The sequence below is a fragment of the Brevundimonas sp. genome, from assembly GCF_044239655.1.
Taxonomy (GTDB): Bacteria; Pseudomonadota; Alphaproteobacteria; order Caulobacterales; family Caulobacteraceae; genus Brevundimonas.
The window spans coordinates 1-13,381 of sequence record NZ_JBIIAY010000087.1; the positions used below are offsets into that span (position 1 = coordinate 1).

At 66.4% G+C, this 13,381-nt stretch carries 11 protein-coding genes; 9 read left to right on the plus strand and 2 right to left on the minus strand.

Going from position 1 to position 13,381, the window contains the following annotated elements:
• Nucleotides 1–189 precede the first annotated feature (189 nt).
• Nucleotides 190–429 carry a hypothetical protein gene (locus ACILQR_RS11715; RefSeq protein WP_395651587.1) on the minus strand — a complete coding sequence of 80 codons (240 nt, stop codon included), beginning with the start codon at nt 427–429 and terminating at the stop codon, nt 190–192.
• A gap of 235 nt (nt 430–664) precedes the next feature.
• Between ACILQR_RS11715 and ACILQR_RS11720 the strand changes: the two genes are divergently transcribed.
• The 5 genes from ACILQR_RS11720 to ACILQR_RS11740 all read left to right on the plus strand — a co-directional run bounded on the left by ACILQR_RS11720 (nt 665) and on the right by ACILQR_RS11740 (nt 8,233).
• Entirely contained in the window at nt 665–1,276 is a 612-nt protein-coding gene (locus tag ACILQR_RS11720) for a TIGR02466 family protein (RefSeq protein ID WP_395651588.1), read from the plus strand.
• 117 nt (nt 1,277–1,393) lie between these two features.
• Complete coding sequence (gene ettA / locus ACILQR_RS11725; RefSeq protein WP_395651589.1) at nt 1,394–3,061, plus strand: energy-dependent translational throttle protein EttA; 1,668 nt, start codon at nt 1,394–1,396, stop codon at nt 3,059–3,061.
• Nucleotides 3,062–3,153: 92 nt separating this feature from the next.
• Entirely contained in the window at nt 3,154–3,822 is a 669-nt protein-coding gene (locus ACILQR_RS11730) for a hypothetical protein (protein WP_395651590.1), read from the plus strand.
• Nucleotides 3,823–4,083: 261 nt separating this feature from the next.
• On the plus strand, nt 4,084–7,257 hold the full coding sequence (locus tag ACILQR_RS11735) for a M10 family metallopeptidase C-terminal domain-containing protein (RefSeq protein WP_395651591.1): 3,174 nt from the start codon (nt 4,084–4,086) through the stop codon (nt 7,255–7,257).
• 49 nt (nt 7,258–7,306) lie between these two features.
• Entirely contained in the window at nt 7,307–8,233 is a 927-nt protein-coding gene (locus ACILQR_RS11740) for a 2-hydroxyacid dehydrogenase (protein WP_395651592.1), read from the plus strand.
• A 7-nt stretch (nt 8,234–8,240) separates the two neighbouring features.
• Here ACILQR_RS11740 and ACILQR_RS11745 read toward each other — a convergent pair whose 3' ends face one another.
• Entirely contained in the window at nt 8,241–8,654 is a 414-nt protein-coding gene (locus ACILQR_RS11745) for a hypothetical protein (RefSeq protein WP_395651593.1), read from the minus strand.
• Between the two features lie 127 nt (nt 8,655–8,781).
• On the opposite strand from ACILQR_RS11745, the gene ACILQR_RS11750 reads away from it, so the two are divergent.
• From ACILQR_RS11750 to ACILQR_RS11765, 4 genes are all read left to right on the plus strand, one after another.
• Nucleotides 8,782–9,750 (plus strand): ArsR/SmtB family transcription factor, encoded by a 969-nt coding sequence (locus ACILQR_RS11750; RefSeq protein WP_395651594.1) that lies wholly within the window; start codon nt 8,782–8,784, stop codon nt 9,748–9,750.
• A complete protein-coding gene (metF, locus tag ACILQR_RS11755; RefSeq protein ID WP_395651595.1) occupies nt 9,750–10,712 on the plus strand; it encodes a methylenetetrahydrofolate reductase [NAD(P)H] in 963 nt (320 codons plus the stop codon). Before ACILQR_RS11750 ends, metF begins: the two co-directional genes overlap by 1 nt.
• 1 nt (nt 10,713) lies before the next feature.
• A complete protein-coding gene (locus ACILQR_RS11760) occupies nt 10,714–11,808 on the plus strand; it encodes a homocysteine S-methyltransferase family protein (RefSeq protein WP_395651596.1) in 1,095 nt (364 codons plus the stop codon).
• A 121-nt stretch (nt 11,809–11,929) separates the two neighbouring features.
• The coding region (locus tag ACILQR_RS11765; protein WP_395651597.1) for a flavin monoamine oxidase family protein at nt 11,930–13,381 on the plus strand (1,452 nt) is incomplete at its 3' end.

The following is a 13,381-nucleotide window of genomic DNA, read 5'->3' on the forward strand; positions in this document are numbered from 1 at the left end:
GCCTTGAATCAGAACTGCACCGGCACCGCTAAACGCTATTAAGTACCGACCCTAGTCCATGCCGGGCGAAGGGGCCGCTCGCGACCGGCACCATCGGCCGCTTGCCCACAAGACGCTGCAGACGTTGCTGGTGCTCTCGCCACGGTTCTGAAACCAAGTACCAACTCCTGCGCGAATTTCTTGAGCGCCCTAACGCCGAGGGCGCGAGGCGTAAGCGGGACGATTCTTTGGGTTGCGCAAAACGATACCAAGAGAGGAGATGTCGACGGGGATAGCCCCCTCGATGTGGGCCAGATCGGTGGTCAGTCTATGCACCTCAGCTTTGGCGCGACCGACCTGGGCGGCGACCTCGGCATACTTTCGTGTCAGCGCATGAAGCGCTTGTGCATGATCCACACCGGGCGGAACGATGCTTTCCTGCTTGGGCATATCTCCTACCTGCTGTGAGACCGCCGCCCCATCCACGACACCGGCGATCTGCTGTCACTGATCAGAGTTTACATAACCCTATGAAAAAGCGAGAAACTCTAGGTGTGTTTGCTACCCAATGCCGGCGAAGCAAAGCCAGGGGGGTCCGAAAGGAACGATTGCGCTTCACGCTGCCCCACCCGATCGCTTCGCGATCTGCCCTCCCCATGAAGGGGAGGGAGAGGTATGACGCATCATGTCCCTGCGCCCCCTCTTCGTCACCCAGGTCTATGAGGCCACCCTCGCCGCCACGCCGGGGTTCGAGGGCTTCAACGCCGCCCTGGCCGACGCCGTGCGGATGCTGGCCCATGAGGACCACGCCGGTCGCGCCTGGTGCCGGGCCCACGGCTATCGCGGCTATACCTCCTACGGATCGCTGAACGACCTGCCGACCCGGATGCCCGAGTTCGCCGAGCTCAAGCGCCACCTCGATCGTCACGCCCTCGCCTATGCCAGGGCCCTGAACTTCGACCTCGCCCGCAAGCCCCGGCTGGACAATCTGTGGGTCAACGTCCTCAAGCCCGGCGGCAGCCACTCAGGCCACATCCACCCCCACGCCTTCCTGTCCGGCACCGTCTATGTCGAGGTCCCCGACGGTGCCTCCGCGCTCAAGCTGGAAGACCCCCGCCTGCCGATGATGATGGCCCGCCCCGCCGTCGCCGCCGACGCCTCCGAGGCCGAGAAGCCCTTCGTCTACCTGACCCCCCGCCCCGGGACGGTCCTGATGTGGGAAAGCTGGCTCAGACACGAGGTCCCCGCCAACGCGGCGAAGTCCGACCGCATCTCGATCAGCTTCAACTACGCCTGAGGCCCGCCGCCCTCATTCCGCCCTGCGCATCGGCTACGTCATTTGCCACCACGCGCGGCGGTCGCTACACCCCGCGGCTATCTCCCATTCGATCGAACGACAGGGCTCACGCACCCCATGGCGCAGCAGTACATCTTCCAGATGCAGGGCCTGACCAAGGCCTTTCCCGGTGGCAAGAAGATCTTCGAGAACATCTGGCTGAGCTTCTACAACGACGCCAAGATCGGCGTCGTGGGCGTCAACGGCTCGGGCAAGTCGACCCTGCTCAAGATCATGGCCGGCATCGACCCCGAGTTCTCGGGTGAGGCCAGGGCCGCAGACGGGATCAAGCGCGGCTATCTGGAACAGGAACCGCATCTGGATGACAGCCTGAACGTCCGCGAGAACGTCGAGGCCTGGTGCCAGGAGAAGCAGTGGGTCAACCGCTTCAACGCCATCGCCATGGAGATGGCCGAGGAATACACCGACGAACTGATGGAGGAGATGACCGCCCTCCAGGAGAAGATCGACGCCGGCGACGTCTGGGACATCGACAGCCGCATCGAGATGGCCATGGACGCCCTGCGCTGTCCGCCCGACGACTGGGCGACCACCAACCTGTCCGGCGGCGAGAAGCGCCGCGTCGCCCTGGCCCGCCTGCTGCTGTCCAAGCCCGACATGTTGCTGCTGGACGAGCCGACCAACCACCTGGACGCTGAATCGGTCGCCTGGTTGCAGCACCACCTGGAGGCCTTCCCGGGCTGCGTCATCCTGGTGACTCACGACCGCTACTTCCTGGACCTGGTGACCAAGTGGACGCTGGAGCTCGATCGCGGCAAGGGCATCCCCTACGAGGGCAACTATTCCAGCTGGCTGGAGCAGAAGCAGAAGCGCGTCGTGCAGGAGAACTCGGAATCCGAGGCCCGTCAGCGCGCCCTGACCCGCGAACTGGAATGGGTCCGTTCGGGCGCCAAGGCCCGTCAGGCCAAGTCCAAGGCCCGTCTGGCCGCCTACGAGCGGATGGTCACGGAACAGGAAAACCTGCGCGGCGCCCAGACCCACGCCCATATCCAGATCCCGCCGGGGCCCCGCCTGGGCAATGTGGTGCTGGAGGTCGAGGGCCTGCAGAAGTCGTATGGCGAGAAACTGCTGTTTGACAACCTGACCTTCAAGCTTCCGCCCAACGGCATCGTCGGCGTCATCGGCCCCAACGGCGCCGGCAAGTCGACCATGTTCCGCATGATCACCGGCCAGGAGCAGCCCGACGGCGGCACCATCAAGGTCGGCGAAACGGTCAAGCTGGCCTATGTCGACCAGTCCCGCGACAGCCTGGACCCCAACAAGACCATCTGGGAAGAGATCTCAGGCGGCACCGACGTGATGATGGTCGGCAAGCGCGAGATCAACACCCGCGCCTATGTCGGCAGCTTCAACTTCAAGGGCGGCGACCAGCAGAAGAAGGTCGGCCAGCTGTCGGGCGGTGAGCGCAACCGCGTCCACCTGGCCAAGACCCTGGCCACCGGCGGCAACCTGATCCTGCTCGACGAACCGACCAACGACCTCGACATCGAGACCCTGCAGAACCTCGAAGAGGCGCTGGAAGAATTCGCCGGCTGCGCCGTGGTCATCTCCCACGACCGCTGGTTCCTGGACCGTCTGGCGACCCACATCCTGGCCTTCGAAGGCGACAGCCATGTCGAATGGTTCGAGGGCAATTTCGAAGCCTATGAAGAGGACAAGAAGCGCCGCCTCGGCACCGACGCCCTGATCCCGCACCGGATCAAGTTCCAGAAGTTCGGCCGCTAACGGCAGCTTTCGTCACATCCCGGCGGGTGCGACCGATATTGTCGTGACCGGGGGCGATACGGCGGTGACGATCGTGACCGCCGGAGCCGCATATGGATGCCCGCCGCCGCCCACCGACCCAGACCTATGGCAAGGTCAGCGGCCAGACCTGGGATCTGGCCCGCGCCGCCTATGTCGGCGGCCTGTTCGCGCGCGAGGTGTGCGAACGGTTCGGAGTGGGCGAGGCCAATCTGAGGAAGAAGGCCCGGCTGGAAGGCTGGACCAAGCGCGACTGGGCTCAGGCGCGGGGCATCGTCGACCATGGCGAACCTCCACCCGGCGTGGGCAGCGCATCCAACGCCCCCGCCCTGCCCCCGGCGTCGGAGGAGGACCTGATGACCACGGTGCTGCGGCGGGCGCGAGAGGCGCTGACGGCCGGGCGGGGGTCGGAGGCGACGGCCCTGCTGAAGGCCGCGCGGGAGTATGTGGTGCTGCACCAGGACGTCGACCGGGCACGCGAGACCCTGGCCGACATCGTGCCCACGGACCGCACCCTGTCGCCCGGCAACCTGGCCTTGCTGGCCGACGCCGTGGTTCTGAACCACCTCGGGGCCCGCTGGGTGCCCGCGACGCCCGAAGAAGACGCCAAGCGCCTGCGCGCCACCTGGGAACGGCTGCCCCAGGCGGAGCGTGAGGGTGACCTGGCCCCGCTCCAGCCGCACATCGACCGCCTGACCGGGCATCTGGCACCTCAGAAGCCGTATCAGGGGCGGTGGGACTAGATTCGATGGCCGCCGACCTTCCTGCCCCCCTTGGGGACTCGAAGTCGGGAAATTGATCGGCTGCGGACCCGCCGTTGATTCATGGACCGATCGAATCCAAGTTCGGGGCCAAGTGTGCAGTTCAAATGCGTTCACGCAATCAGGTTCACGACCGGGCTCCCAGTCGGCGAGGCGGGATCGGCGTCTCACCATCATCCCTTGCGTTCTCCGGGCAACGATGACCAAGTTTCCCGAAGCGGTTTCCCTTAAGGATGCAAGACTATGCCTACCTTTACAGGAACAGGCGGGGCCGACACCCTCAACGGGACCAGCAGCGACGACGTTATCAACGGCGGCATCGGCGGAGACCGTCTTTCAGGACTCGACGGCAATGACCTCCTGAACGGTGAAGACGGAAACGATACCCTGCTGGGCGGGAACGGCGACGATCTCCTGAATGGCGGCGCGGGCGACGACGTGCTGTTGGGCGGAACGGGGCGAAATCGGCTGGATGGTGGGACAGGTGGGGACGACATCGCCTACTATCTGGAAGCCACGACCGGCCTCACCATTTCGCTGGCCATCGCCGACTACCAATCCACGGGCTACAGTATCGATCAGTTGGTCAACATCCGTCATCTCGTAGGATCGATGAACTATGGCGACACTCTGATCGGGAGCGCTGGGGACGACTTCCTCGATCCGGGATCGCGCTGGTTTTCGGGAGATGATCCCGCCGATTTCGTCTACGGCGGCGACGGCAACGACACGATCTCGGTTCAGGGCGTGTCGAACGGCGACGTCCTGGACGGCGGCGCTGGCGACGACATTATCAGCCTGTCGTTCGGTACAGGCTCCCAGACCGTATACAACACGCCTGGCCCGCAAATTTACTATGCCGTCGCTGGCGATGCGCCGCTAGTCTTTGGCGGGACGGGCAACGACCGCATTACGATCCAAAGCCATGGCATCGTTGAAGGCGGTGCTGGCGACGATGTGATCACGGTCGGCGTGGGTCACGCTTACCTGCTGGGATCGGGACGCGACTGGACTTATATTGTGCCTCCCGGAGTGGATACGACCGTCAGAGTGACCGGCGGGTCGGGAGCTGATCTGTTCAAGGTTTCCAATCCCGTCGGCGTGGCTGTGATCACCGATTTTCAAGTCGGCGTCGACCGCGTCGACCTTAGTGACAGCTATATTGGATCGTTCTTCTCTACCCCGATCACTTATTACCAAAATGGGTCCGACACCGTCATCGCAGACCGTACCACGCCTTGGATCATCTTCGCACGCCTTGTGGGCATTGATGCAGCATCCCTGCCACTAGGCGCGATTTTCAGCACGCGGGCGAGCGTATCCATGCGCTCCCCGTTCGACCTACTCACAGAGGGCCCTGACGAAACTCACGATGGGATATCCGTATACGGAGCAGGGGGAGACGACAGGCTCTTTGCCTCCGACCTCGGCTCAACCCTTGCCGGTGGTGACGGAAACGATCTCCTGGTCGGGGGCGCAGGCGTCGACGCTCTAGAAGGCGATGCCGGCGACGACATCCTGAGCGGCGGCGCGGCCAATGACATATTGAATGGGGATGCCGGAAGCGACGTCCTGAGCGGCGGCGCGGCCAATGACATATTGAATGGAGGCGAGGGCGACGACCGGCTCGACGGCGGGATCGGCAACGACGCGCTGGACGGTGGGACCGGTACGGACACGATCGACTACAGCGCAGTGAGCGGCGCGGTCGGGGTCAATCTCGCGACCGGCCTGGCGGGAGGGGCGGCGGGCTCCGACACTCTGAACAGCTTCGAGATCGTGATCGGTTCGGCATTCGGCGACACCGTGATCGGCAGCCGGTTCGCGGATGTGCTGATCGGAGGGAGAGGCAGCGACATCCTGACCGGGGGCACGGGGGCGGATCGATTTGTCTATGCGATCGGCGATTCCACTGCGGTTGCGGCCGATCTGATCACCGACTTTTCGACCGGCTCGGACAAGCTCGACTTCACGGCTTTAGGGAGCGTCGTGGTGACCCTGGCGCCGAACGGAGCCGGCAGGACCACGGTCACCGCGGTAGACGCCGCGGGCGGGACGACCATCGTCGATGTTCAGGGCACGGTCCTGTTCTCCGACGTGATCTACACGCCCATCCCTGCCCCGATGACCCTGAACGGAACCTCAGGACAGGATACCTTGGTCGGCGGTCCGCTGAACGACGTCCTGATCGGTGGCGGCGGGCGTGACACTCTGACTGGCGGCACCGGCGCGGACATCTTCCGGTATCTGGCGACCTCCGATTCCAGGGTGGGCGCACTCGACGCAATCACCGACTTTGAGACCGGGATCGATCTGATCGACTTGACCGCGATAAACCCCACCTCGGTCAGCACCATCCGCTTTGCGGGCGGGGGCAGTGTCGTGTTCGCGGAAACGCCGGGCGGGGCCTTCCAATTGCTGGCTCCCATCGCCGGGCTGAACGCGACCGATTTCCTCTACAACGGGACCTTCGGCGTCTATGTCGTCGGCTCGACCGATGCGGACACCATAATCGGGTCGTCGCGGCCAGACCCGCTGGTCGGCGAGGGTGGCGACGACACCATCACCGGCGGCGTCGGCGCGGACGCCATCTCGGGCGGCGCCGGGCGCGACACCTTCCGCTATGTTACAACCGCTGATTCCAGCCAGTTGACCGGCTACGACAACCTTTACGACTTCACGACCGGCGAGGACCGGATCGATCTGACGGTCCTCGCCCCCTCCTCGATCAGCATCATTCGCTCCGACAACGGGTCCAGCTTCGTCTTCGGACAGACCGAGGCCGGGTCTTTCCTGACCACCGCCGACCACCGAGCCGTCAACGGGACCGACTTCATCTACGGCAACGGATTCGGTATCTATATGATCGGTTCGGGCGTCGCCGACGTCCTGATCGGGAGCAGCCTGAATGACCCCATCTATGCGGGGGCCGGCAACGACACCATCACCGGCGGCGGCGGGGCCGACACGCTCGGCGGTCAGGACGGAGCGGATGCGTTCGTCTATCTGGCGGCGTCGGACTCGACGGTCGCGGCGGCCGACTTCATCGTCGATTTCGTCTCCGGCGTGGACAGGATCGACCTCACGGCCGTTCGCACCAGCGCCTCAGACGCGTTCGGCATCGCCTGGTCCGGCACAGGCAGCTTCCTGTTCGTCGACCTGGGCGGCGACGGCGTGAACGAGATGCTGATACTGTTGGCCGATGTACACCTTGCGCTGTCGGACATCCTGTGGACGCCCGTCGCGATCGGCGAGGAACCGGCGGTCAAGGATGCCGGGCCCCAGACCCTGCCGGGGTCGGACGAGATCGAGCTGGTCGACACGGACATGGCCTTGGACGTGTCGCCGCACAGCGGCCGGTACATGCTGGATCTGGAGGGCCAACGCGGCTTCCACGGCCAGGACTGGTATCTGTAGGTATCCAGACAGCGTTCACAGACGGCGGCGGCGGACCTAGTGTCACCCCATGACCCAACGCCCCGCCGTCCTGATCATGCAGCGTCACCTCGGCCAGCTGACGCCCTTCCTGGAGAGCGCGCACGACGTCTATCGGTTCTGGGAGGGGCCGCCGGCGGAGGCGGAGCGTCTGATCCAGGCGGTGATCGTGGCGGGCGAGTTCGAGCTGGACAAGGGGCTGATCGCGCGGTTGCCGAACCTGAAGCTGATCGCCTGTTTCACCTCGGGCTATGACCGGATCGACGTCGAATGGTGTCGGGCGCGGGGGTTGCCGGTCAGCCATGCGCCGGGGGTCAATCACGAGGATGTCGCCGACCACGCCCTCGGTCTGATCCTCGCCGCACGGCGTCAGATCGTGCGCGGCGACCGGGAGCTGAGGGCCGGGCAGTGGACGGTCGAGTCAAAGCTGATGACGCCGTCGCTGGGCGGGCAGCGGGTCGGGATCGTGGGCATGGGTCTGATCGGCGAGGCCGTGGCGCGGCGGGCCGAGGCGATGCGGATGACAGTGCAGTGGTGGGGGCCGCGCCCGAAGGCCGGCCCGTGGGCCCGGGCCGACAGCCTGATCGCGCTGGCGGCCCAGAGCGACATCCTGGTGATCGCGTGCCGGGCGGACGAGACCAATGTCGGGCTGATCTCGGCCGAGGTGGTCGCGGCGCTGGGGCCGCAGGGGTTGCTGGTCAATGTGGCGCGCGGACAGGTGGTCGACGAGGACGCCCTGATCGCCGCCCTGCGGTCCGGCGCCCTGGGCCAGGCGGCGCTGGACGTGTTCGAGATCGAGCCGGTCGATTCGGCGCGCTGGAGCCAGGTACCCAACACCGTCCTGACGCCCCACACGGGCGGGGCGACCCAGGAAGCGGTGCGGGGCATGCTGATGCTGCTGATGCAGAACCTTCAGGCGGTGTTCGCGGGCGAGCCGCCGGTGACGCCGGTGGCGTGATAGGGGCCTAGCGACCGCCGTCGGGGGTCGGCATGGCCGTGCCGCCGCCCAGCAGGCCGCGCCCCAGGTCGAAGCCCCGGAACTGGGCCCGCTCGGCCGGGCTGATCGAGCCGTCGCCGTCGAGGTCCAGCCGGGCGAACATGGCGGCGTAACCGGCGTGGTACTCGGTGCGGGTGACGCGGCCGTCGCGGTTGGCGTCGGCGCGGGACAGGCCCTGACCGGCCGCACCCAGGTCCTGGGCCGCGCGGGCCAGTTCGGAGGCGCTGAGCACCCCGCTCTGGTCGAAGTCGGCGGCGTCGAAGGTCTCGTCGGCCTTGGCGGTCATGGCGGCCAGGGTCATGGCCCCGCCGGCCTGGGCGAGCGCCAGCGACGGCAGGACGGCGGCGGTCACGGCCGCGACGGCGAAGATGGTCTTGAACATTGCGGTCTCCTGAAACCAGCCCCTTCGACGATCCTAGCGCGGCATTCCTTCGCAGGCGAGGGCGATGGTCGTGGTGGGGCGGCGTTTTCACTTGCCAAAACATATAAGGATATCCTTATATGTCTGGATGTCGCTGACGGCCGAACAGACTGTGGAAGCCCTGCGCGCGGCCGGCGAGCCGACGCGCCTGCGTATCCTCGCCTTGCTGGCCAGCGAGGAACTGTCGGTGATGGAGCTGTCCAGCGTGCTGGAGCAGAGCCAGCCCCGCGTGTCGCGCCACCTGAAGGTCATGAGCGACGCCCGGCTGATCGAGCGGTTTCCCGACGGGGCCCGGGTCTTCTATCGCCTGTCGTCGGAGCCGGTGACGCGGCGTCTGATCGAGACCATCCTCGACCTGCTGGCCGACACGGCGGGCGAGGACGACCTTCTGCGCCTCGACCAGGTCCGCAATGAGCGCCAGGCGGCGGCTGCCGCCTATTTCGAACGGGTCGCGCCCCAGTGGGACCGCATCCGCTCCCTCTATGTCGCCGAAACCGCCGTCGAGGCCGCGATCCGCGACGCCGCCGGTGCCGGGCCGTTCGAGCGGATCGTCGATCTGGGCACCGGATCGGGCCGGATGCTGACCCTGCTGGGAGCCCGGGCGCGGCGGCTGACGGGGCTGGATCTCAGCCACAACATGCTCAACATTGCGCGCACCAAGGTCGCCGAGGCCGGGCTGACCAATGTCGAACTGCGGCACGGCGACATCTTCTCGACCCGGCTGCCGGCGGGCAGTGCCGATCTCGTGCTGGTGCATCAGGTGCTGCATTACCTGGCCGATCCGCATGCGGCGGTCACCGAGGCGGCGCGGCTGGTGTCGCCCGGTGGCCGCATCCTGATCGTCGACTTCGCCCAACACGAGCTGGAACACCTGCGCGCCGAACATCAGCACCGCCGCCTCGGCTTTGCCGCCGAGGAGATCGACGGCTGGCTGGCGGACGCGGGCCTGACGACCGAGGCACCGGTCGCCCTGCCGCCTGACACGGACGGCCTGACCGTCACCATCTGGGGCGCCGTCCGCCCTGCCCTTTCCGCCCTGAACAGGAGCGCCGCCTGATGGCCCTCGCCGCCGTGAAATCCGAGGGGCTCGCAGCCGCCCGCGCCCTTCTGCTGTCGCCGCTGGGCCCGGTCGCGCGCGCCGGCGACAACGCCAATCCGGTGCGGGTCTCGTTCGAATTCTTCCCGCCCAAGACCGACAAGGCCGAAGAGACCCTGTGGCACGCCGTGCGTCGGCTGGAGCCGCTGAACCCCGCCTTCGTGTCGGTGACCTACGGTGCCGGTGGCTCCACCCGTGAGCGGACGCACCGCACGGTGCAGCGGATGCTGACGGAAACCACGCTGAAACCCGCCGCCCACCTGACCTGCGTCGACGCCTCCAGAGCCGAGGTCGATGAGGTGATCGAAAGCTACAAGGCGATCGGCGTCGATCACATCGTGGCCCTGCGCGGCGACCCGCCCGGCACCGACGGCATCGGCGGCGTCTATCAGCCGCGCGCGGACGGATACGCCAACGCCACCGAACTGGCCCTGGCCATCCAGCGCGTCGGCGGGTTCCAGACCAGCGTCGGCGCCTATCCGGAAAAGCACCCGGAAAGCCCCTCGATCGAGCATGACATCGATGTTCTGAAGGCCAAGGTCGACGCCGGTGCGACGCGGCTGATCAGCCAGTTCTTCTTCGACATAGACGCCTTCCTGCGCTTCCGCGACCGCATCCGCGCCGCCGGGGTCAACATCCCGTTGCTGCCGGGGATCATGCCGGTGTCGAACTTCGGGGCCTTGCAGCGGATGAGCGCCTCATGCGGTGCCTCGGTCCCGGGCTGGCTGGCCTCGCATTTCGACGGCCTGGACGACGACCCCGAAACCCGCAAGCTGCTGGCCGCCTCGGTCGCCGCCGAAACCTGCGCCCGGTTGCAGGAAGAGGGCTTCTCCGACTTCCACTTCTACACCCTGAACCGCGCCGACCTGGTCTATGCGATCTGCCGCGTGCTGGGCGTTCGCGAACAGAAGGCCGCTGTCTGACATGACGTCTCCGCTTACCCGCCCCGAACGCATCGCAGCCCTGCACAAGGCCGCCAGGGAACGCATCCTGGTCCTCGATGGATCCTGGGGCGTGATGATCCAGCGTCGCGGGCTGGAGGAAGCCGACTTCCGCGGCGACCGCTTCGTCGAGGCCAACGGCTATAACGAACGCGACCAGATGAAGGGCAACAACGACATCCTTTGCCTGACCCGGCCGGACGTCATCTCGGACCTTCACGACCAGTATTTCGGCGCCGGGGCCGACATCTCCGAGACCAACACCTTCAGCGCCACCGTCATCGCCCAGGACGATTACAAGCTGGAAGCCGACGCGGTCTGGGACATCAATCTGGAGGGCGCGAAGCTGGCCCGCGCCGCCGCCGACCGCTGGACGGAAAAGGAGCCGCACAAGCCGCGCTTCGCGGCCGGTTCGATCGGGCCGCTGAACAAGATGCTGTCGATGTCGTCCGACGTGAACGATCCGGGCGCGCGGCTGGTCACCTTCGACCAGGTCTATGACGCCTATCGCCACCAGGTGAAGGCGCTGAACGAGGGCGGCGTCGACCTGTATCTGATCGAGACCATCACCGACACGCTGAACTGCAAGGCCTGCATCAAGGCCATCAAGGACCTGGAAGACGAGGGGATGGAGCCCCTGCCGATCTGGATCAGCGGCACCATCACCGACCGGTCGGGCCGCACCCTGTCGGGCCAGACCGCCGAGGCCTTCTGGAACAGCGTGCGTCACGCCAAGCCGTTCGCCGTGGGCTTCAACTGCGCGCTCGGCGCCGATTTGATGCGACCCTTCATCGCCGAACTGTCGCGGGTGGCGGACACCCTGGTCGCCGCCTATCCCAACGCCGGCCTGCCCAACGCCATGGGCCAGTATGACGAGGAGCCGCACGAGACCGCCCACTTCATCGAGGAATGGGCGGCCTCGGGCCTGGTCAACATCGTCGGTGGCTGCTGCGGCACGACGCCGGACCACATCGCCCACACGGCACAGGCGGTCTCCAAACTGCCGACGCGGGCGATCCCCGAACGGCCGGTCGCGATGCGGCTGTCGGGCCTGGAGCCCTTCGAGCTGGTGGCGTGATATCCACATCGGCCAGATCATCCGGGCTCGGCGGCATTCACGGTGCCTCCTGCCCTAGTCATGCTCGTCGAACCGTGTTGCTCTTCTCGCATCTGCGAAATGAGCCATGGGGATATGAGTCATGATCGGCACGAGACGGGCGTTTCTGACGCGGGTGGCCGCGGTGGCGGGGACCGGCGGCATGTATATGGCCATGCGGGCCATGGGGCTGGTCGACGACGGCGTCGCCCATGCCCAGACGCCGACCCTCGCGCCCGGATCGGGGTCGGGGTCCAGCGTGGTCATCCTGGGTGCCGGGGTGGCGGGGCTGAGCGCAGCCTATGAGTTGAAGAAGGCGGGATATGCCGTCACGGTGCTCGAGGCCCGCGACCGGGTCGGGGGGCGAAACTGGACCGTCCGTCGCGGCTCGAAGATCGCCCATACGGACAAGCCGGAGCAGGTCTGCACCTTCGACGACGGCCAGTATTTCAACGCCGGCCCCGCCCGTATCCCCAGCCACCATCAGGCGACCATCGGCTACTGCAAGGAGCTGGGCGTCGAGATGGAGGTGCTGGTCAACCACTCCCACGGTGCCCTGATCCAGGCCGAGGGGCTGAATGGCGGCAAGCCGCTGCAGATGCGTCAGGCGATCCACAATATCCGCGGCAACGTCGCCTCCCTGCTGGCCAAGGGTGTCCGGAACGGCGGCGTCGACGTGTCCCTGAGCGCCGAGGACAAGGCCCTGCTGGTCGAGAACCTGATCGGCTGGGGCGAGCTGGATCCCGACCTGATGTTCCGCCACAGCGAGAGCGCCGGCTTTGCCATCGAACCGGCTGCGGGCGATGTCGTGGGCAAGCCGCGCGACGCCATGGTGCTGGCTTCGCTTTTGCATCCGATGGCCTGGGGGGCGCCGGCCTTCCACGACATCATCGACATGCAGGCGACGATGCTCCAGCCGGTCGGCGGCATGGACCGCATTCCCATGGCCTTTGCCGACAAACTGGGCGCGGCGATCACGCTGAACGCCGAGATCACCGGGCTGAAGCGCAAGGGTACGGGCGTCGAGGCGACCTGGAAGGACGCGGCCGGCGCAAGCCACGCGGTCACGGCCGACCACTGTATCTGTACGATCCCCTTCTCGGTCCTGGCCGGGATCGACAACGACTTCTCGGCGGACCGGCAGGCGGTGGTGAAAAACGCCAGATACGCCGACTCGGTCAAGATCGCCTTCCAGGCCCCGCGCTTCTGGGAGACCAACGACCATATCTACGGCGGTCTGTCGTTCACCGACCGCGATACCCTGATGACCTGGTATCCGTCCGGCAAGTTCCTGCACGAGAAGGGCATTCTGGTCGCCGGATACAGTTTTGGCGGGGGGGCGACGCGGCTCGGGTCACTGCCCCTGGCCGAGGGCCAGGCCTATGCGCGCGAAAGCGTCGAACGGCTGCATTCGGGCCAGGGCGGCAAGCTGACCGACGGCGTCACCGTCCACTGGCGCAGCATCCCCTACAGCCTGGGCATCGAAGGACCGGTGGCTCGCCAGGATCCGACGGGCTATACGTTGATGAACGAGCCGGACGGGCCCTATCTGTTC

Bases quoted from the DNA above. Each gene is read 5' to 3' on its own strand.
- ACILQR_RS11760 (WP_395651596.1), top strand. From the start codon at position 10,714: ATGACGTCTCCGCTTACCCGCCCCGAACGCATCGCAGCCCTGCACAAG.
- metF (WP_395651595.1), top strand. From the start codon at position 9,750: ATGGCCCTCGCCGCCGTGAAATCCGAGGGGCTCGCAGCCGCCCGCGCC.
- ACILQR_RS11735 (WP_395651591.1), top strand. From the start codon at position 4,084: ATGCCTACCTTTACAGGAACAGGCGGGGCCGACACCCTCAACGGGACC.
- ACILQR_RS11745 (WP_395651593.1), bottom strand. From the start codon at position 8,654: ATGTTCAAGACCATCTTCGCCGTCGCGGCCGTGACCGCCGCCGTCCTG.
- ACILQR_RS11720 (WP_395651588.1), top strand. From the start codon at position 665: ATGTCCCTGCGCCCCCTCTTCGTCACCCAGGTCTATGAGGCCACCCTC.
- ACILQR_RS11740 (WP_395651592.1), top strand. From the start codon at position 7,307: ATGACCCAACGCCCCGCCGTCCTGATCATGCAGCGTCACCTCGGCCAG.
- ACILQR_RS11730 (WP_395651590.1), top strand. From the start codon at position 3,154: ATGGATGCCCGCCGCCGCCCACCGACCCAGACCTATGGCAAGGTCAGC.
- ettA (WP_395651589.1), top strand. From the start codon at position 1,394: ATGGCGCAGCAGTACATCTTCCAGATGCAGGGCCTGACCAAGGCCTTT.
- ACILQR_RS11715 (WP_395651587.1), bottom strand. From the start codon at position 429: ATGCCCAAGCAGGAAAGCATCGTTCCGCCCGGTGTGGATCATGCACAA.
- ACILQR_RS11750 (WP_395651594.1), top strand. From the start codon at position 8,782: ATGTCGCTGACGGCCGAACAGACTGTGGAAGCCCTGCGCGCGGCCGGC.